We start from the raw sequence: 20,255 nt of genomic DNA on the forward strand, positions 1-20,255 counted from the left end.
GTTGAAAAGATTAGAAGGAATGTTTAAATTGTCGCTTTTTAAAATATGGGTTTGTATGGAAAAAATGTTCTTATTTTTTTTGAATATTTTATATTCAAATGTGAATAAACAGTGCGTTTATTAATTCATATTCATATACAATTACTATTTTTGCTTTGAATTTATAATTATGACAAAAAACATAAATTGGTTTATTTCTTGGTTTAATTCCAAGTATTACCACATTTTATATAAACACAGAGACGATAAAGAGGCGGACATTTTTATGCGGAACCTGATTTCTTTTTTAAAATTGAAAAAAGAGGAGGTTATCTTAGATTTGGCGTGTGGTAAAGGGAGGCATGCCATTTTTTTAAATTCGTTGGGTTTTAATGTGGTTGGCGCAGATCTTTCAACCAATAGTATTCAAAAAGCAAAAAAAAAGGAAAATGAAAGGCTTCGATTTATTGAACATGATATGCGAAATCCATTTCCCGAAAAATACAATACAGTCTTAAATTTATTTACCAGTTTTGGTTTCTTTGAAGAAGATTCAGAAGATATAACGGTTTTAAAAAATATAAAAAATAGCTTAGAAAAAGATGGAATTGCTGTCATTGATTTTATGAATGCCTTGTACGTTGTTAAATATTTGGTACCAAATGAAACATTGATAATTGATGGTATTACATTTAATATTACTAAGTATGTTGAAAATGGTTTTATAATTAAAAAAATTGTGTTTGAAGCTGAAGGAGATGATCATACTTATTTTGAGAAGGTAAAAATATTAGATCTTCCAAAAATTAAAGGATATTTGCAAACGGTAGGTTTTAAAATAAAGCATACTTTTGGAAATTATCAATTAGATAATTTTGACGAGCATACCTCTAAACGATTAATTTTAGTTTTAGAATGACTTATTTAGCGCTTATTTTTTCTGTTTTAATTGGGATTATTATTGTTTATGGCCTAAAACCAAACAATAAAATTGTTCAATTATTGCTTTCTTTTAGTGGAGCTTATTTACTTTCAATTACTATTTTACATTTACTTCCTGAAGTTTATAATTCTGAGAGTAAAAACGCTGGTTTATTTATTTTAATCGGCCTTTTGTTACAGCTGATCTTAGACTTTTTCTCTGAAGGAGCAGAGCATGGACATATCCATGTGAGGGACGAAATCCATTTTCCTTGGGCACTTTTTGTAAGTTTAAGTATTCATGCTTTTCTGGAAGGGATTCCTTTAGCACATTCACATAACCATGAGCAATTATTATGGGCAATTGTAATTCATAATATACCAATAGCAATTATTTTAGGTACTTTTTTTGTGAATTCAAACATATCAAAAAAGAATGCCATTGCTTTTTTAATTTTGTTTTCATTAATGTCGCCCTTAGGTAAACTAGTTGGCGTATATATGGAAGGTATAGCGGCATATAAAAATGAAATTACCGCAATTATTGTAGGTATATTCCTGCATATTTCTACAATTATTTTATTTGAGAGTTCAAAAGATCATAAGTTTAATGTATTAAAATTTGGAACTATTTTGTTGGGTATGTTAATTGCCTATTTGGCCTAATAATTTAAAGCAAATTATTAAGGTTAATGATTCAAGAATTAATTCACAATATCAACGTTACCTTACTTATTATTTATAAAAATTAACTTTTATAAAATGGTTGGTGAATTTAATAATAATTGTATATTTGCACCCTTAAAAGTAAAAACTTAAATTATTAATTATGAATCATTACGAAACTGTTTTCATTTTGAATCCCGTTTTATCTGATACTCAGATAAAGGAAACAGTAAAGAAGTTTGAGGACTATCTTGTTTCTAAAGGTGCCGAAATGATATCAAAAGAAGATTGGGGGCTAAAAAAATTAGCATACACCATTCAAAACAAAAAAAGTGGATTTTATCACTTATTTGAATACAAAGTAGATGGACAAGCAATTACACCATTCGAACTTGAATTTAGAAGAGATGATAGTATTATGCGTTATTTAACCGTTGCGTTAGATAAACATGCTGTAGCTTGGGCTGAAAAAAGAAGAGAAAGAAACAACGCTAAAGCACCTAAAAAATAAGAGTTATGTCTATAGAACAACAAGCAAAAAGCGGAAAACAAGGAGAGGTACGTTACCTTACTCCTTTAGATATTGACACTAAACAAATAAAAAAATACTGTCGTTTTAAAAAGAATGGTATCAAATATATTGATTATAAAGATGCAGATTTCTTATTATATTTAGTGAATGAACAGGGTAAAATTTTACCACGTCGTTTAACAGGAACATCATTAAAATATCAACGTAAAGTGTCTGTAGCTATCAAAAGAGCACGTCATTTAGCTTTAATGCCGTACGTTGCTGATATGTTAAAATAAAAGAAGAGGAATCATGGAAATTATACTAAAACAAGACGTTGAAACATTAGGTTTTAAAGATGACACTGTAACTGTAAAAAACGGATATGGACGTAATTTTTTAATCCCTCACGGATATGCAATTTTAGCAACAAGTTCTGCTAAAAAAATGTTAGCTGAAACTTTAAAGCAAAGAGCTTTTAAAGAAGAAAAACTAATAAAAGAAGCAACTAAAATTGCGGATGCATTAAAAGCATTAGAAATTAAGATTACTGCTAAAACTGCAGATAGTTCAAAAATATTTGGATCTATCAATAACTCAAATGTTGCAGAAGCTTTTGCCGCTGCTGGTCATGAAATTGATAAAAAATTCATTAAAGTTGAAGGTGGTAATATTAAGAGAATAGGTAAATATAACACTACAGTTAGATTACATAGAGATGTGGTTGTTGAAATGCAAATTGATGTTATAGCTGAACAAAAGTAATTAACAATTTTAAGTTGATAAACAATGCCAAAAGCCCATTTTTTAATGGGCTTTTTTTTTATTTTTACATTAAATTAACATATTCAAATTTTAACTTTATATTATGAAAAACAAATTATTCTTTTCATTGCTTTTAGCTGTAATTGTGGTTGTTACAGGTTATTCGCAAGTTACATCATCCAGAATTCAAGGAGTTGTGTTAGATGACGCCTCGGTTGGATTATTTGGAGCTAACGTTGTAGCAAAACATATTCCAACAGGAACAGTAGCGGGAACTGTTACCACAGATAGTGGTAGGTTTTCAATACTAAACCTTAGAGTTGGTGGACCTTATACCATTACAGTAAGTTTTGTAGGGTTCAAAACTGTAGAGTTTACTAATGTATATCTAGATTTAGGGAAAGCCTATGATGTAGATATTAAATTAGAAGCCGACAGTCAACAATTAAGTGAAGTCGTTATTTCAGGGAGTAAAAGTGCTACTTTTAATAATGAAAGAACTGGTGCCGAAACTAGTGTAGGAAGTAGAGAGTTAACAAAACTTCCTACTATTTCACGTTCTGCTTCAGATTTTACGAGGTTAGATCCATCGTCATCAAATGGTTCATTTGGTGGTAGAAATGATCAGTTTAATAGTTTTACTTTGGATGGATCTATATTTAATAATCCGTTTGGATTAGATGCTGCTACTCCAGGTGGTCAAACAGATGCTCAGCCAGTTTCTTTAGATGCTATTGAGCAAATTAGTGTTTCTTCAGCACCTTATGATGTTACTTTATCTGGTTTTACTGGTGCTTCAATAAATGCAGTTACAAAAAGTGGTACTAATAAAGTTGCTGGTACCGTTTATGGTTATTTTAGAAATCAAGATTTGACAGGAAGTAAAATTAATGGACAAAATATTTTTGTTCCTAAATTAGAGCAAACACAATATGGTTTTAGCGTAGGTGCTCCAATTGTAAAAGATAAATTATTCATATTTGCAAACTTTGAAAAAGATGAAAGAACAGATTTAGGTCAAACTTGGTTACCTAATACTGGCTCTGGAGCAATTAACGAATCTCGTGTAACAAGATCTGATCTTTTAGCAGTTCAATCAGGATTAAGAAGTATTGGCTATGAGCCAGGTGAATTCGAAGGATTTACTCATGATTCTAAAAGTAAAAAAGGAATTGTTAAATTGGATTGGAACGTAAATGAAAACAATCGTTTAGCTTTTACGTATAATTTTTTAGAGGCATCGAAAGAAAAGCCTGCGCATCCAACTGCTATTGGTTTTAGAGGACCGAGTTCTCAAACATTACAATTTGAAAATTCTGGATATGAAATTAATAACAAATTAAAATCAGGATTATTAGAGTTAAACTCGAAATTTGCAGATAATGTTTCTAATAAATTCCAAATTGGGTATACTCATTTTGACGATTTTAGAAATCCATTTTCGTCACCAGCACCTTCAATTAATATATATAAAAATGGATCGCCTTATATTATTGTAGGACATGAACCTTTTTCTGTTCATAATAAATTAGACCAAAAAGTATTTCAATTTAATAATAACCTAAATATAACTCAAGGAAATCATAATTATACTATAGGATTTTCATTCGAAAAATTTCAATTTGACAATTCATTTAATTTAACTAGTTATGGATTTGATTTATTTGGAAGTATTGATTTTAATAGTTTTAATGCCAATAATTATGTGGGTGCTATTTCCAATGCTCAGGCTAGTTTTGATGCTAATAATGAAGTTCCAGATGGAACTCCAGGAGCGTGGGCTTTAGCAGAAACTAATGTTGGACAAATGGCTATTTATGCTCAAGACGAATGGAATATAAGTGACAATTTTAAATTAACGTATGGATTCCGTTTTGATAAACCCTTATTTTTTGATTCTTCTAAAAAAGCACAAGAGGTTATAGATAGAGCATTTGTTTTGTCAGATATTCCTTATGTGAACCCAAATAATGGAGAAACTGTTTTAATTGATAATACTCAAATGCCAAGTAATAATTGGATAATATCTCCACGAGTTGGATTTAATTATGACGTTAATGGAGATAAAACACTACAATTGAGAGGTGGCTCTGGGATTTTTACAGGTCGTTTTCCTTTTGTTTGGTTAGGAAATCAGATAGCGGCACCGGATGTATTTTTCTTACAAGCTGTGGATCCTGATTATAAGTTTCCAACAGTATGGAGAACAAATATTGGTGTAGATAAGCAATTTGAAAATGATTTGATTTTAACAACAGATGTGTCCTATACTAAAGATATAAATGGACCTCAAGTACAAAATTGGGCCTTATTGCCACCATCAGGGACTTTAAAAGGTGTGGATAACAGACCTATTTATACTTCAGCAGATTATGGTGGTGCTATTGGTGGTTTTGGGTTAGGAGCAGGTCCATATGTTTTTACAAATTCAGATAAAGGTAGAGTTTGGAATGCTACTTTAAAAGCACAAAAAACTTTTGATAACAACTTGTATACTATGTTGGCGTATAACTATTTAAACGCTAAAGATGTAAATTCAGTAGAAGATGAAATAACGAGTGGGGCCTTTGCGAATAATGCTATAGTTGGTGATGCAAATGCTGGAAAATTAGGATATTCTAAATATGGAGATACTCACAGAATTATTGGTGTTGCATCTAAAACTTGGAAGTATGGATCAGATGATAAATGGGAAACTTCACTTTCTACATTTTTTGAATATGCACAAGGTGGACGATTCAATTATATTTATGGTGGAGATATTAATGGAGATGGCTCTGGTATAAATGATTTAATTTACGTTCCAACAGCAACTGAAATTGGTTCAATGCAGTTTTCAGGAAATGCAGGGCAACAAGCTACTCAAAAAACGGCATTGGAAAGATTTATTGCACAAGATGATTATTTAAGTGAAATTAGAGGTTCGTATGCTGAAAGATATGGAGCAGTTTCACCGTGGAGAGGAAAATGGGATGTGAAATTTATTCAAGAATTAAAAGTTTCTAAAGACAATGCTATTCAATTTAGCGCCGATATTCTGAATTTAGGAAATTTATTATATTCTCATTGGGGGTTAGTAGAGCAACCACAAGCAATACAGCCAATTGGTGTAACTGTTGATGGCGCTGGAAATCCAACGTATTCTTTTGATCAAAATTTAATTCAATCGTATGTAATTGATTCAAGTTTATTATCTAGATGGCAAGTTCAATTTGGATTGAGATACATTTTCTAAAAAAATAAATATTTATATTTGAACCGCCCAATTGGGCGGTTTTTTTTTATTGTTTCTGCAAGAGTTAGAATCTATCAAATAATAATATAGGTTTTTGCCTATGTAGGATTAACACCAATATCAAATGCAATGAAATACCGACAATTAACAAAAGAGCAATTAGAAGCTTTAACAGATGAGTTTTCCATTTTTTTGGCTACGCAACAAATTGATCGAAAAGAGTGGTTGGAAATAAATAAATCAAAACCAGAAATTGCACAAGAAGAATTAGCTATTTTTAGTGATTTAGTTTGGGAAGATGTGTTATCAAAAGTTGGTTATATTGAGCATGTTTCTGAAAAAGACATAAATCTATTTTATGGTGATATTGATGAAATTAAAAGAATTTATGTTAAATGCTCCAATGAATCATTTAATTTATTGAACGAGAATGATTTCAAATGGTTTTTAGAAAATCCTTTAGATGATTCTTTTTTATATTATTCTGCTTCTAAAAAATATAATGGAGATAGAAATTTAGAATTATTTAAGTTAATTGAAATGGGGGGTGAGATAACTGAGGGAGAATTATTTAAAGAGATTTCAAAATTAATTCCTTAGTTAATAATACCAAACCTTCAGTAGCTTTTTTAGAAATTACGGTTAAATTCAAAAAAGCAGATGATTTAATTGCTGGCTTTGGATCTACAAAATAAATTGGAATTCCTTTTTTGACATAATGAATTAAATTTGCAGCTGGGTATACTTGCATAGAAGTTCCTACAATTATAAGTATATCAGCTTTTGTAGTTATTTCTATTGCTTTCTCGAGCAATGGTACCTCTTCACCAAACCATACGATATGAGGTCTTAACTGCTCGTTTTTTTTACATAAATCACCTAATTTTAAATCTGATTTCCATTCATAAATTAATTCTGGATAGACAGTACTTCTTACTTTTAAAAGTTCGCCATGCAAATGAAGTATGTTTGTACTTCCAGCTCTTTCATGAAGATCATCAACGTTTTGTGTAATTACAGTAACATTATAATATTTCTCAAGTTTAGCCAATGAAATATGGGCTTCATTTGGTAAAACATTTAATAATTGAGCACGTCTTTTATTATAAAAATTGAGGACTAATTCTTTATTTTTGTGCCATCCTAATGGCGATGCCACTTCCATCACATCATGTCCTTCCCACAATCCATCTGCATCTCTAAATGTTTTTATACCGCTTTCCGCACTTATTCCAGCACCAGAAAGAACTACGATATGTTGCATTTTAATTATTTTTACTAAAGGTAAAATTTATTTATGAAGAATCATAAAAAATAGGATGGACGATAAAAGTTTGTTTAAAAGGAATAAAACCAATTGCAATTGGTTAAGAAATTTATAAGTAGTATTGGTAAATTAAAAATATTTGCAACACTGAATTTATTTATTTAAAATGGATTTTTTCAACAAATGCGTTTTTCGGACAGTTATTTACCTTAATTGTAATGTGCTGAAGTTCTTTTTCCCCTTCAATGGTATAACTTATACAGGAATCATTCTTAATTTTATTTCCTAAATCAACATCTCCATTTTTTAGAATTTGGTAAATGGTACTTGTATCTAACTTATGGGAACTTAATTCTTCAAGAATAAAAGCATTAATATTCAGTTTTTTTGTGCTAATATTTTTTAAAACGCGTGCGTTTGGTCCATAATCAAACGTTGTCTCCTTTTTTCCTAAAAAAAACACAACAACAATAATTCCAATGGTTAACCCTCCTAAGAAATAAGGCAATCTTTGTTTAAATGTCATTTTACAAAAATAATAAATTAATATCTCTAAAAGGTAGATTAAACCAGTCTGCCACTGTTTTATTGGTTAAAATTCCATGGTAAAAGTACATTCCTTTTTGTAAACTTCTATCATTACGAGCTGCATTTTCAAAACCCCCTTCTTCCGCAATATTTAAAAGATAGGGTGTAAATATATTACTAATTGAAACTGAGGCAGTTCTTGCATACCTAGATGGAATATTAGGGACGCCATAATGAATAACTCCGTGTTTTATAAAAGTTGGTTTTTTGTGAGTAGTTACTTCAGAAGTTTCGAAGCATCCTCCACGATCGATACTAACATCTACAATAACAGCACCTTCTTTCATACTTCTTACCATATCTTCAGATACAACAATGGGTGAGCGAGATTTTCCTCTAATTGCTCCAATGGCAACATCACAGCGCATTAACGCTTTTTGCAATGTTTTTGGTTGAATGGTAGAGGTATAAATGGCTCTGCCTAAATTTTGTTGAATACAACGTAATTTGGTAATAGAATTATCAAAAACCTTCACGTTAGCTCCTAAACCTATGGCGGACCTTGCAGCAAATTCACCAACAGTGCCAGCACCAATAATAACTATTTCACTTGGTGGAACACCACTAATATTTCCTAATAATAATCCATTTCCTTGGTTATCATTTCCCATAATTTCTGAGGCAATTAAAATAGATGCCGTTCCGGCAATTTCGCTCAACGATTTAACGATGGTATATACACCTTGCTCATCACGAATAAAATCGAATGCAATGGCAGTTATTCTTTTACTTGCCAGTGCTTCAAAATATTTTTTTGTTTGAGTTTTGAGTTGTAAGGCTGAAAACAAAATACTTTGTGGGTTAATGTATTCAATTTCTTGCAACGAGGGTGGTTCAACTTTTAGAATAATATTACAACCAAATGCTTCCTTTACATCATTTGAAATTTTTGCGCCAGCTTCGGCATACTCATTATCGGAAAAGTTTGCTGCATTACCAGCGCCAGTTTCAATCACAAATTTATGCCCGTTTGCAGTAAGTGCCCCAACGGCATCAGGAGTTAAACAAACTCTTTTTTCTTGAAAGTGTGTTTCTTTTGGAATACCAATAAGGAGTTCACCTTTTTGTTTTTTAATTTCTAACTTTTCTTCTAAAGGAATAAGTTCGTGAAAACTAAATGGAGATGTTGCTTGTTTACTCATTATTTTTCAGTGTTATGGTTCTTAGATTAGGGTTTATAATTGAAATTGTAATTATTACCGACTCTAAAGGTAGTAAATTTTCAATTTTGTTAGGCCATTCTACTAAACACCAATTATTGCTGTAAAAATATTCTTCAATTCCCATATCCATTGCTTCATTTTCACTATCAATTCTAAAAAAATCGAAATGAAAAATGATTTTATTTTCAACAGATCTGTATTCATTTACGAGTGAAAATGTTGGAGAAGATACGTTATCTATAGATCCAAGTTGTTTAACTATTTCTTTAATTAAAGTTGTTTTACCAGCTCCCATTTCACCATAAAACAATAAAATTTTATGATTGGAATGTTGAATTATATCGTTGGCAATTTGATCAATTTGTTGTAGCGAGTAATTTTTAACCATACACATTAATTTTGCAATTACTATTTACGCACATTCGTTTTATTTAGGTACAAATATAGCACAAGGTATAATCATTTCCTCTAACGAAATTCCACCATGTTGAAAAGTATCTTTATAATAATTAACGAAATGATTGTAATTATTAGGATAGGCGAAAAAATAATCTTCTTTGGCAAATATAAATGAACTATTTAAAGCAATAGAAGGTAATTGAATATCCTTCGGATTTTTAACTGCAAAGACTTCTTTTTCTTCATAAGTTAAACTTCTGCCAGTTTTATATCTTAAATTCGAACTAATATTTTTATCTCCAATAACTTTACTAGGAATTTTGGCATTAATAGTTCCGTGATCTGTGGTAATAATTAATTTTAACCTCAAGGTTTGGGCTTTTTGAATCATTTCAAGCAACGGTGAATTTAAAAACCAACTATTTGTTAAAGATCTGTAGGCCTTATCATCATTTGCCAATTCTTTAATTACTTCCATTTCAGTTTTAGCATGCGAAAGCATATCAACAAAATTATAAACTAAAACAGTAAGATCATTTTCTTTGATGCTATTAAAATTTTCAACAAGTTGTTTACCTGCTTTAAGATTTGTAATTTTAAAAAATCCAACTTTTAACGATTTTTTAAGTCGTTTTAAATGTTCCATCAGAAACTCTTCTTCAAATAAATTTTTACCACCTTCGTCAGTATCATTTTTCCAATATTTGGGAAGTTTTTGTTCCATTTCTAATGGCATTAAACCAGAAAAGAACGCATTTCGTGCATATTGAGTTGCTGTTGGTAATATACTAAAATAGGAATATTCAATTTGTTTTTTATAAAACTTGGTAATCGTTTTTTCTAAAATATTAAATTGATCATATCTTAAATTGTCAATAACAACTAAAAAAGTGCCTTTAGATTTTTCAATTTCGGGTAGAATACTATTTTTAAAAATGGTATTTGATAAAAGAGGAGCATTATTATTGTTTATCCAATCGGAATAATTGTTTTTTATAAATTTAAAAAATAGAGAATTGGCCTCTTTTTTCTGACTTTCTAATATTTCGACCATTGCGGGTTCGTTAATATGCTCTAATTCTAATTCCCAATAAATCAATTTTTTATAAACATCTATCCATTCTTCATATGAATTAACATTATTCAAATCCATCGAAATATTTCTAAATTCTTGTTGATAATTAGAAGTTGTTTTTTCAGATATTAAACGTGTATGATCCAAATTTTTTTTCAGGCTTAATAATATTTGATTTGGGTTAACAGGCTTAATCAAATAATCGGCAATTTTGTTGCCAATTGCTTCTTCCATAATGAATTCTTCTTCACTTTTGGTGATCATAACAACTGGAACATTTGGTTTATTACTTTTAATTTTATTTAACGTTTCTAAACCACTTAATCCAGGCATATGCTCATCTAAAAAAACAATATCAAAACTTATAGTTTCACAAAGTTCTACTGCGTCAGCACCATTATTACACGTATCAACTTGATACCCTTTTTTTTCTAAAAAAATAATATGAGGTTTTAAAATATCAATTTCATCATCAACCCAAAGAATGTTTATTTTTGCCATATAAGTATTTACTATATTTGTAAGTAATTAAATTAATTGTTTTGAACGGAAATACATCGAACAAGCTTAAAATATTAAACGATCCAATTTACGGTTTTATTACTATTCCAAGTGCTTTAATTTGTGATTTGATAGATCATCCTTATTTTCAGAGATTGAGGCGTATCTCACAAATGGGCTTGTCATACTTGGTATATCCAGGTGCTCATCACACAAGATTTCATCATGCTATTGGAAGTATGCATTTAATGCAAAAGGCTGTTCGAATATTAAGATATAAAGGAATTGTAATTTCAGATGAAGAAGAAACAGCATTATGTATTGCAATTTTGTTGCATGATATTGGTCATGGCCCGTTTTCACATGCCTTAGAACATAGTATTATTAAAGGAAAAACTCACGAAGAAATTTCTTTAAGGTTTATGGAAGCCTTAAATAACGATTTTAAAGGAAAACTTTCACTTGCCATAGAAATATTTAAAGGAAAATACCATCGAAAGTTTTTTAATCAACTTATATCTAGTCAATTAGATATGGACAGGTTAGATTATTTGAATAGAGATAGTTTTTATACTGGCGTTACCGAAGGAAATATAAGTTCTGAACGTTTAATAACGATGCTGCATGTTAAAAATGACCAACTAGTAATTGAAGAAAAGGGAATTTATTCGGTAGAAAAGTTTATAGTTGCCAGAAGATTAATGTATTGGCAGGTATATTTACATAAAACAGGATTAGTTGCCGAAAAACTATTAACGAAAATAGTGGAACGAGCAAAAGAATTAGTTGCTAATGGAGTGGAATTGCATGCTGGTAAGTCTTTTTCATATTTTTTGAAAGAAAATAGTTCGGAAAATAATTTTTCAAATGAAGCGCTTCTAATTTTTTCAAAATTAGACGATTACGATGTTTTGTCAGCTATAAAAGAATGGATGGAACATGATGATTTTATTTTATCAACGTTGTCTAGTAACTTAATTAATAGAAATTTACCTAAGGTGGTTCTTCAAAACGAACCATTTTCAGCAGAAATTCTTCTTAAAATTAAAAAGAAAGTTTTGAAAAAAATATCAATTAATGAAGCATCCTTAGATTACTTTATGTATCATGGTGAAATAATGAATCAAGCATACGATTTAACAAAAAATAATATTAAAATTTTATATAAAAATGAGACTACAAGAGATATTACTAAAGCATCAGATAATTTAAATATTGAAGCCTTGGCAACTCCTGTAAATAAGTATTACTTATGCTACCCTAAGAAATAGGTAGAGTTCAAGTTTTTTTTTACTTTTGCAGTCCATGAAGTTTACAGCACAACAAATAGCAACAATTTTAGAAGGTGATATTGAAGGCGATGCCAATGTAGAAGTATTTAAACTTTCAAAAATTGAAGAAGGAGAAAAAGGATCTTTAACCTTTCTTTCAAATCCTAAATACACACAATATATTTATGATACAAAAGCTTCTGTTACTATTGTGAATAAGGATTTTATTCCGGAAAAACACATTTCAACAACCCTTATAAAAGTAGCCGATGCCTATGAAGCATTTTCTAAATTATTATCCTTTTATAATGATGCTAAAAATAATAAAAGTGGGATTGAATCTCCATGTTTTATAAGTGAAACAGCTAAAATAGGAGATAATGTTTATATTGGTGCATTTTCATACATAGGAGATAATGTTGAAGTTGGAAATAATGTTAAGATATATCCTAATTCATATCTAGGAGAAAACGTAATTATTGGAAATAGTACCATCATATATTCAGGCGTAAATATTGCATCTGAAACTATGATTGGAAACAGTTGTACTATTCATTCTGGAGCTGTAATTGGGGCTGATGGCTTTGGTTTTGCACCCAATAAAGATGGTAATTATAGTAAAATTCCACAAATAGGAAATGTTATTATTGAAGATAATGTAGATATAGGTGCCACTACTACCATAGATAGAGCAACAATGGGATCAACAATTATTAGACAAGGTGTAAAATTAGACAATCAAATTCAGGTTGCACACAATGTTGAAATTGGTAAAAACACAGTAATTGCTGCCCAAACTGGTATTGCAGGATCAACTAAAATTGGTGAAAATTGTATGATTGGTGGGCAAGTAGGAATAGTAGGTCATATTACTATTGGTAATAATGTGAAAGTACAAGCTCAAACCGGAATAGGTAGAAATATTAAAGATGATGAAATAATACAAGGTTCCCCTGCAATAGGATATGCCGACTTCAACAAAAGTTACGTTTACTTTAAAAAATTACCCGACCTTGTAGCCACTTTAAATTTATTGGAAAAGGAAATTATAGAATTAAAGCAGAAATATGAGCAATAATCAAAAAACTATTAAGAACGAAGTAACACTTTCGGGTGTTGGTTTGCATACTGGTATTAAAGTTAATATGACTTTGAAACCAGCACCTGTAAATCATGGCTTTGCATTTGTAAGAATTGATTTAGAAGGTCAGCCTGTTATTGAAGCAAGTGCTGAATACGTGGTTAACACACAAAGAGGAACAAATCTTGAAAAAAGAGGCGTTACCGTAAATACTTGTGAACATGTTTTAGCTGCAATTGTGGCTTCAGATATTGACAATATAATTATTGAAATGAATGCACCAGAACCTCCAATTATGGATGGTTCTTCAAAACATTTCATGGAAGCACTTGAAAAGGCTGGTATTGTTGAACAAATTGCTATTAGAGAAGAATATGTTGTAAAAGAAATTATTACTTATAAAGACATGGATTCTGGTAGTGAAATTATTTTAATGCCATGTGATAATTACCAAATTACAACGATGGTTGATTTTGGCACCAAAGTTTTAGGTACTCAAAATGCTACACTTGATTCATTATCCGATTTTAAAACAGAAATAGCTGATGCTAGAACATTTAGTTTTTTACATGAACTTGAAATGTTACTGGATAATAATTTAATTCAAGGCGGAGATTTAAATAACGCCATAGTTTATGTTGATAAAGAAATTTCTGAGGCAACAATGAATAAACTAAAAAAAGCATTTAACAAAGATTCTCTAACCGTTAAGGCAAATGGTATTTTAGATAATTTAACCTTAAGATGGGCAAACGAAGCTGCTCGACATAAATTATTAGATGTAATTGGCGATTTAGCACTTATTGGTGTAAGAATTAAAGGGAAAGTAATTGCAAATAAACCAGGACATTTAGTAAATACGATGTTTGCTAAAAAAGTTCAAAAAATAATAAGACAAGAAAAACGAAATAACGTACCATATTACGATTTATCGCTACCACCATTAATGGATATCCATAAAATAATGAGTATTCTGCCTCACAGACCTCCATTTTTATTAATTGATAGAATTATAGAACTATCTGATAGGCACGTGGTTGGAATGAAAAATGTTACAATGAATGAATCTTATTTTAATGGACATTTTCCAGGAGCACCTGTAATGCCAGGAGTTTTACAAGTAGAAGCTATGGCTCAATGCGGTGGGGTATTAGTATTAAGTTCTGTTCCAGACCCCGAAAATTATTTAACTTTTTTTATGAAAATGGACAATGTTAAGTTCAAACAGAAAGTATTGCCTGGTGATACTCTTATTTTTAAAGCTGAACTTATTACGCCTATTAGACGAGGAATTTGCCATATGCAAGCTTATGGATATGCAAATAATAAATTAGTGGTCGAAGCAGAGTTAATGGCTCAAATAGTAAAAAAAACTGAATAATGAATCAACCTTTAGCATATATTCATCCGGGTTCAAAAATAGCAACAAATGTTGTGGTTGAACCGTTTACTACAATTCACAATAACGTTATTATTGGGTCTGGAACTTGGATAGGTTCTAACGTTACCATCATGGAAGGGGCTAGAATTGGTAAAAACTGTAGAATTTTTCCGGGAGCTGTAATTTCAGCCATTCCACAAGATTTAAAATTTGATGGTGAAGATTCTCTAGTTATTATTGGAGATAATACTACAATTAGAGAGTGTGTTACTGTAAATAGAGGAACTGCTGCGCTTGGTAAAACAGTTATCGGTGATAATTGTTTGATTATGGCATCTTCACATATTGCACACGATTGTATTATTGGTAATAATTGCATTTTGGCAAATGGATCTGTAATTGCAGGTCACGTTTCTATTGGAGATTTTGCTATTTTAAGCGGATTAGTTGCTGTGCATCAATTTATTCATATTGGAGAACATGCGCTAGTTTCTGGAGGCTCTTTGGTTAGAAAAGATGTACCTCCTTACACTAAAGCTGGAAAAGAACCATTATCTTATATAGGAATTAATTCCATTGGTTTAAGAAGAAGAGGTTTTGCAACGGAAACTATTAGAGAAGTGCAAAATATATATAGAATTTTATATCAAAAAAATTATAATACTACACAGGCTTTAGAAAAAATAGAAGCAGAAATGGAAGCTACGAATGAAAGAGATCAAATAATTCTTTTTATAAAAAACTCGCAACGGGGTATCATGAAAGGATATAGTGGCAGTTAAAATAAATTTAATAATATTATAAACATTAAAACAATTTAAAAATAAGAGCTTAGGCTTAAAACCAAATTAAATGGCAACAACATCAGATATTCGAAATGGATTATGCATAAAATACAATAATGATATTTTTAAAGTTATAGAATTTTTACACGTAAAACCGGGTAAAGGTCCGGCATTTGTTAGAACAAAATTAAAAAGTTTATCTTCTGGAAAAGTTTTAGATAACACCTTTCCTGCTGGAAGAAAAATAGAAGATATCCGAGTTGAAACTCATAAATTTCAGTACTTGTATCCTGAAGGAGATATGTATCATTTTATGAATACGGAAGATTATCAACAAATTACATTGCACAGAGATATTTTGGATGCGCCAGACTTATTAAAAGAAGGAGAGGTTGTTACTGTTCAAATTAATACTGAAGATAATTTGCCACTGTCTGTAGATATGCCTTTAAGCGTTGTTCTCGAAATTATACATACAGAACAAGGTGTAAAAGGGAATACAGCAACTAATGCTACTAAACCTGCGACTGTTGAAACTGGTGCAATAATTAATGTTCCCTTGTTTATAAATGAAGGAGATAAAATTAAAGTTGATACGGCAAAAGGTTCTTATTTAGAACGTGTAAAGGAGTAATTATGAATTTTCCAAGGTTACATAGTTTAAAAGAAATTGCTGCTTTTTTAAATATTGAATTTATTGGATCACCCGATTTTCAAATAAAAGGCTTAAATGAAATTCATGTGGTTGAAGAGGGAGATATTGTTTTTGTTGATCATCCTAAATATTACGATAAAGCACTACTTTCTAAAGCATCGGTGGTTTTAATTAATAAAAAGGTGGATTGTCCAAAAGGCAAGGCTTTGTTAATTTCAGAAGATCCTTTTAATGATTTTAATAAATTAACAAAACATTTTGTGCCCTTTTTATCATCTTCAACTTCAATTTCTACAACGTCTATAATTGGACTAAATACAATTATTCAACCAAATGTTTTTATTGGAAACAATGTAAAAATTGGAGATAATTGTGTAATTCATTCTAATGTAAGTATTTATGATGGTAGTATCATTGGTAATAATGTTATCATTCATGCAGGAAGTGTTTTAGGTGCAGATGCTTTTTATTATAAAAAAAGACCAGAAGGGTATGATAAATTAATTTCAGGTGGTGGAATTTTAATTGAAGACAATGTAGATATTGGTGCCCTTTGCACCATTGATAGGGGAGTTACGGGATTAACAACCATTAAAAATGGAACTAAAATAGATAATCAGGTTCAAATTGGCCATGATACAGTAATAGGGGAAAGATGTTTAATTGCAGCGCAAACCGGTGTAGCTGGATGTGTAATAATTGAAGATGAAGTAACTATATGGGGACAAGTTGGTACAAATAGCGGTATTACAATTGGTAAAGGAGCAATTATACTTGGACAAACAGGTGTTACAAAATCAATTGCTGGTAATAAAACCTATTTTGGAACACCCATAGAAGAATCAAGAAAAAAATTGAAAGAAATAGCAGAAATAAAGCGATTAATTAAGGATAAAAAAGAATAATTTTTTCTTTTCATGAGATTGGATAAAATAAAATTGTAGTCATAATCATCATTAAAATTTATATAAATGAGTGTTTTAGTAAACAAAAATTCAAAAATAATAGTACAGGGTTTTACCGGAAGTGAGGGAACTTTTCATGCAACCCAAATGATAGAATACGGAACCAATGTAGTTGGAGGTGTTACACCCGGTAAAGGGGGACAATTTCATTTGAATAAGCCTGTTTTTAATACAGTGAAAGATTCTGTGGATACCGTTGGTGCCGATACGTCTATTATTTTTGTTCCTCCAGCTTTTGCTGCTGACGCCATTATGGAAGCTGCTGACGCAGGAATAAAAGTAATTATTTGTATTACTGAAGGAATTCCAGTTGCAGATATGGTAAAAGTAAAAGCATACATAGCAACAAAAGAGTGTAGATTAGTTGGTCCAAATTGCCCAGGTGTTATAACTCCAGAAGAAGCAAAAGTTGGTATTATGCCAGGTTTCATTTTTAAAAAAGGTCGTGTTGGAATTGTATCTAAATCTGGCACTTTAACCTATGAAGCTGCAGATCAAGTGGTTAAAAAAGGATATGGGGTTTCTACTGCTATTGGAATTGGCGGAGACCCAATAATTGGTACTACTACAAAAGAAGCTGTTGAATTATTAATGAATGATGATGAAACTGATTGTATAGTAATGATTGGGGAAATTGGAGGTCAATTAGAAGCTGAAGCAGCTCGATGGATTAAGTCAACAGGGAATAGAAAACCAGTAATTGGTTTTATTGCTGGTCAAACTGCACCGAAAGGAAGAACTATGGGACATGCTGGAGCTATTGTAGGTGGAGCTGATGATACCGCACAGGCAAAAATGGAAATTTTAAGAGAAAACGGAATTTTTGTTGTTGATTCTCCTGCAAAAATAGGAGCAAAGGTTGCTGAAGTTTTAGGATAATAACTTTTTATATAATTGAAATGCCTTTGAGAATCAAAGGCATTTTTTTATAATGTCATTTATTGAATTATGAGAAAATATTTCACAAAAAAAAATGTATCAAATATTGTATTTGTAATTGCCTTAGCAATATTATTAGTTCCTACTTCTAGAGAATGGGTAATGCGACAAATAGCATTTTCACCATCAGTTTCTAAAGAAGAAAATAGAGAACAATTATCTAGTTATAATTGGAATTTAAAAGGGACAAATACTGGAGATATTGATTTTGAAACTTTTAAAGGAAAGGTGATATTTGTTAATTTTTGGGCTACTTGGTGCCCTCCTTGTAGAGCAGAAATGCCAATGATTCAAAAATTGTATAATGATTACAAAAATAAAATAGTTTTTATTTTTGTAACAAATGAAAATAAAGCAACAGTTGAAAAGTACTTTTTCGAAAATGGTTATGATTTACCTGTGTATGATTCAAATAGCACACCTCCTGAGAATTTCACCAAAACAAACAGTATTCCTGCAAGTTATTTAATTGATAAAAATGGACAAATTATAATTTCAAAAACAGGTTCTGCTGATTGGAGTAGTAAAAAAGTGAGAACAATTATTGATGAACTTCTAAAAGAAAAAAACCTGAAATAGAGATTTGAGGTTTCTTCTAAATTATGAGGATTATGATATGAATAATCTATATCTTCTGAATCTGTCCCATTGTAGTCTTTTTGTATTTAAAAAGGTAATGATGTGAATTTTTTTACTTTGTATTTCTGATAAGTTTTGATTTAAAGTTTTCATGATAAGTATTTTTTTATTATTGGTTATTTACCTAAATGACGGATGTAACTTTAAATTGTTACGCTATTATGTATAACATAATACTAAATTAACAATTTTTTAACTAGTCGACCCATAAAAACCATTTAACAAGCTGATATATAATAAATTAATTTAACCCGCTGGGTGCAATTAATTTTTAACGATGATTTTTCGTCACTTCGAGTGATTTTCGATAGAAAATTGTATCGAGAACAGAAAAAGGATTGTTAAAAACGGTTCTCGATACATTTTTTGTTTCGTTTTACTGCACAAAAAACACTCGAACAGACGTTTTTAATAATTGCACCCAACGGGTTTAATTTAATATTTTTTTATTTAAAACTGCAAGATTTCGTATTTTTATGACGTAAACCTTGCAATTTAAATTTATGTTAGCCAAGTCAAAAATAGAGAATCAATTTAGTTTTTTTTTCACTTTAGAAGATACTTTAAACCAAAAGCATCCCCTTTATATTTTGTCTAATAGGGTTGATTGGCAACTATTTGAAAAAGAATTTAGTTCTCTTTATTGTGAGAATAACGAACGTCACGCAAAGCCAATTCGCTTACTGGTTGGCCTGTTGATTTTGAAATTGGTTCGCGAATTAGAGAGAAATCTAAAACCCGACTCCATTTATCTTGCAGATGTTGAATTATTTAAACGGGTTCTAGCTCAAAAACGAACAAGTAAAAACAAAATTTATTCACTGTACGAACCTGAAACACAGTGCATCTCTAAAGGGAAAGAACACAAAAAATTTGAATTTGGCAATAAAGCATCTTTTGTTTACACCCAAAATACAGGTGTGATTGTTGGAGCAATGGGTTTTAGAAATGAGTTTGATGGCCATACCTTGGAACCAGCATTGGAACAAACAGAAAGACTCGTTGGAAAAGCTCCAAAAAAAGCCGCAATAGAACCCGTAATCGGACATCTTAAAACAGACCATCGATTAGGAAGAAACTTCTACAAAGGAATTGTGGGTGATAACATCAATATTATCCTTGCCGCAGCTGCTTATAACTTCAAAAGGATGATGAACAAGTGGAAATTATCTTATTGCCAATTTTTTCAAAAACTTTATTCTTTAATTAAATTGATGATTTATAAAATATTTTGGCTAAATAAAGCTTTTTAAGGATTGACTAATTAACTTGATTTTCAAAATAGCGAGTATTTTGGTTTAATATGAAAAGTATTAAGATATGGAGTAATCATCCTTTTAAGGAATTCAAGGATGAAACTAATAATGCAATTATTTTTTGATGCAAAAAAGCATTAACAAAGAAAACAATGAATAAACGGTATTAAAACAGCCATTTAATAAGGATATTTAGTAATAGAACGTTCTTGA

The 20,255-nt window shown here is 30.5% G+C and carries 21 protein-coding genes; 16 read left to right on the plus strand and 5 right to left on the minus strand.

Features of this window, described 5'->3' with window-relative positions:
* Nucleotides 1–169 precede the first annotated feature (169 nt).
* The 7 genes from Q8S45_RS04615 to Q8S45_RS04645 all read left to right on the plus strand — a co-directional run bounded on the left by Q8S45_RS04615 (nucleotide 170) and on the right by Q8S45_RS04645 (nucleotide 6,677).
* Nucleotides 170–898, plus strand: a complete 729-nt coding sequence (locus tag Q8S45_RS04615; RefSeq protein ID WP_305601670.1) for a bifunctional 2-polyprenyl-6-hydroxyphenol methylase/3-demethylubiquinol 3-O-methyltransferase UbiG — start codon at nucleotides 170–172, stop codon at nucleotides 896–898.
* A complete protein-coding gene (locus Q8S45_RS04620; protein WP_305601672.1) occupies nucleotides 895–1,566 on the plus strand; it encodes a ZIP family metal transporter in 672 nt (223 codons plus the stop codon). The genes Q8S45_RS04615 and Q8S45_RS04620 overlap by 4 nt, the downstream gene beginning before the upstream one ends.
* A 163-nt stretch (nucleotides 1,567–1,729) precedes the next feature.
* Entirely contained in the window at nucleotides 1,730–2,077 is a 348-nt protein-coding gene (gene rpsF, locus Q8S45_RS04625) for a 30S ribosomal protein S6 (RefSeq protein WP_305601674.1), read from the plus strand.
* A 5-nt stretch (nucleotides 2,078–2,082) separates the two neighbouring features.
* Nucleotides 2,083–2,376, plus strand: a complete 294-nt coding sequence (gene rpsR / locus Q8S45_RS04630; protein ID WP_305601676.1) for a 30S ribosomal protein S18 — start codon at nucleotides 2,083–2,085, stop codon at nucleotides 2,374–2,376.
* 13 nt (nucleotides 2,377–2,389) lie between these two features.
* A complete protein-coding gene (rplI, locus tag Q8S45_RS04635) occupies nucleotides 2,390–2,842 on the plus strand; it encodes a 50S ribosomal protein L9 (RefSeq protein WP_305601678.1) in 453 nt (150 codons plus the stop codon).
* 103 nt (nucleotides 2,843–2,945) lie between these two features.
* Nucleotides 2,946–6,077, plus strand: coding sequence for a carboxypeptidase regulatory-like domain-containing protein (locus Q8S45_RS04640; protein ID WP_305601680.1), 3,132 nt, complete (start codon nucleotides 2,946–2,948; stop codon nucleotides 6,075–6,077).
* 129 nt (nucleotides 6,078–6,206) lie between these two features.
* Nucleotides 6,207–6,677 (plus strand): DUF6495 family protein, encoded by a 471-nt coding sequence (locus Q8S45_RS04645; protein ID WP_305601682.1) that lies wholly within the window; start codon nucleotides 6,207–6,209, stop codon nucleotides 6,675–6,677.
* On the opposite strand, the gene Q8S45_RS04650 is transcribed toward Q8S45_RS04645, so the two are convergent.
* The 5 genes from Q8S45_RS04650 to Q8S45_RS04670 form a co-directional block, all read right to left on the minus strand.
* The gene (locus Q8S45_RS04650; RefSeq protein WP_305601684.1) at nucleotides 6,649–7,341 is read right to left on the minus strand and encodes an NAD-dependent deacylase; all 693 of its coding nucleotides are present in this window, start codon (nucleotides 7,339–7,341) and stop codon (nucleotides 6,649–6,651) included. The genes Q8S45_RS04645 and Q8S45_RS04650 overlap by 29 nt on opposite strands.
* A gap of 160 nt (nucleotides 7,342–7,501) precedes the next feature.
* Nucleotides 7,502–7,870, minus strand: a complete 369-nt coding sequence (locus Q8S45_RS04655) for a hypothetical protein (RefSeq protein WP_305601685.1) — start codon at nucleotides 7,868–7,870, stop codon at nucleotides 7,502–7,504.
* A 1-nt stretch (nucleotide 7,871) separates the two neighbouring features.
* Complete coding sequence (locus Q8S45_RS04660) at nucleotides 7,872–9,074, minus strand: alanine dehydrogenase (RefSeq protein ID WP_305601687.1); 1,203 nt, start codon at nucleotides 9,072–9,074, stop codon at nucleotides 7,872–7,874.
* Nucleotides 9,067–9,483 (minus strand): tRNA (adenosine(37)-N6)-threonylcarbamoyltransferase complex ATPase subunit type 1 TsaE, encoded by a 417-nt coding sequence (tsaE, locus tag Q8S45_RS04665; protein ID WP_305601689.1) that lies wholly within the window; start codon nucleotides 9,481–9,483, stop codon nucleotides 9,067–9,069. Before tsaE ends, Q8S45_RS04660 begins: the two co-directional genes overlap by 8 nt.
* A gap of 39 nt (nucleotides 9,484–9,522) precedes the next feature.
* Entirely contained in the window at nucleotides 9,523–11,070 is a 1,548-nt protein-coding gene (locus Q8S45_RS04670) for a bifunctional response regulator/alkaline phosphatase family protein (RefSeq protein WP_305601691.1), read from the minus strand.
* A 41-nt stretch (nucleotides 11,071–11,111) separates the two neighbouring features.
* Here Q8S45_RS04670 and Q8S45_RS04675 point away from each other — a divergent pair, with 41 nt between their 5' ends.
* The 9 genes from Q8S45_RS04675 to Q8S45_RS04715 all read left to right on the plus strand — a co-directional run bounded on the left by Q8S45_RS04675 (nucleotide 11,112) and on the right by Q8S45_RS04715 (nucleotide 20,039).
* Entirely contained in the window at nucleotides 11,112–12,341 is a 1,230-nt protein-coding gene (locus Q8S45_RS04675; protein WP_305601693.1) for an HD domain-containing protein, read from the plus strand.
* Between the two features lie 34 nt (nucleotides 12,342–12,375).
* On the plus strand, nucleotides 12,376–13,419 hold the full coding sequence (lpxD, locus tag Q8S45_RS04680; RefSeq protein WP_305601695.1) for a UDP-3-O-(3-hydroxymyristoyl)glucosamine N-acyltransferase: 1,044 nt from the start codon (nucleotides 12,376–12,378) through the stop codon (nucleotides 13,417–13,419).
* Nucleotides 13,409–14,803 (plus strand): bifunctional UDP-3-O-[3-hydroxymyristoyl] N-acetylglucosamine deacetylase/3-hydroxyacyl-ACP dehydratase, encoded by a 1,395-nt coding sequence (locus tag Q8S45_RS04685; RefSeq protein WP_305601697.1) that lies wholly within the window; start codon nucleotides 13,409–13,411, stop codon nucleotides 14,801–14,803. Before lpxD ends, Q8S45_RS04685 begins: the two co-directional genes overlap by 11 nt.
* On the plus strand, nucleotides 14,803–15,585 hold the full coding sequence (gene lpxA / locus Q8S45_RS04690) for an acyl-ACP--UDP-N-acetylglucosamine O-acyltransferase (RefSeq protein WP_305601699.1): 783 nt from the start codon (nucleotides 14,803–14,805) through the stop codon (nucleotides 15,583–15,585). Before Q8S45_RS04685 ends, lpxA begins: the two co-directional genes overlap by 1 nt.
* Nucleotides 15,586–15,655: 70 nt before the next feature.
* Nucleotides 15,656–16,222: an elongation factor P gene (gene efp / locus Q8S45_RS04695; protein ID WP_305601701.1), complete on the plus strand. Its 567-nt coding sequence runs from the start codon at nucleotides 15,656–15,658 to the stop codon at nucleotides 16,220–16,222.
* Between the two features lie 2 nt (nucleotides 16,223–16,224).
* Nucleotides 16,225–17,148, plus strand: coding sequence for a UDP-3-O-(3-hydroxymyristoyl)glucosamine N-acyltransferase (locus Q8S45_RS04700; protein ID WP_305601703.1), 924 nt, complete (start codon nucleotides 16,225–16,227; stop codon nucleotides 17,146–17,148).
* Between the two features lie 66 nt (nucleotides 17,149–17,214).
* Nucleotides 17,215–18,087 (plus strand): succinate--CoA ligase subunit alpha, encoded by an 873-nt coding sequence (sucD, locus tag Q8S45_RS04705; RefSeq protein WP_305601705.1) that lies wholly within the window; start codon nucleotides 17,215–17,217, stop codon nucleotides 18,085–18,087.
* A gap of 69 nt (nucleotides 18,088–18,156) precedes the next feature.
* Entirely contained in the window at nucleotides 18,157–18,726 is a 570-nt protein-coding gene (locus tag Q8S45_RS04710) for a TlpA disulfide reductase family protein (protein ID WP_305601707.1), read from the plus strand.
* Between the two features lie 563 nt (nucleotides 18,727–19,289).
* Nucleotides 19,290–20,039: a hypothetical protein gene (locus Q8S45_RS04715; RefSeq protein WP_305601709.1), complete on the plus strand. Its 750-nt coding sequence runs from the start codon at nucleotides 19,290–19,292 to the stop codon at nucleotides 20,037–20,039.
* The last annotated feature ends 216 nt before the right edge of the window (nucleotides 20,040–20,255 follow it).

This window comes from Lutibacter sp. (assembly GCF_030692605.1).
Classification (GTDB): domain Bacteria; phylum Bacteroidota; class Bacteroidia; order Flavobacteriales; family Flavobacteriaceae; genus Lutibacter.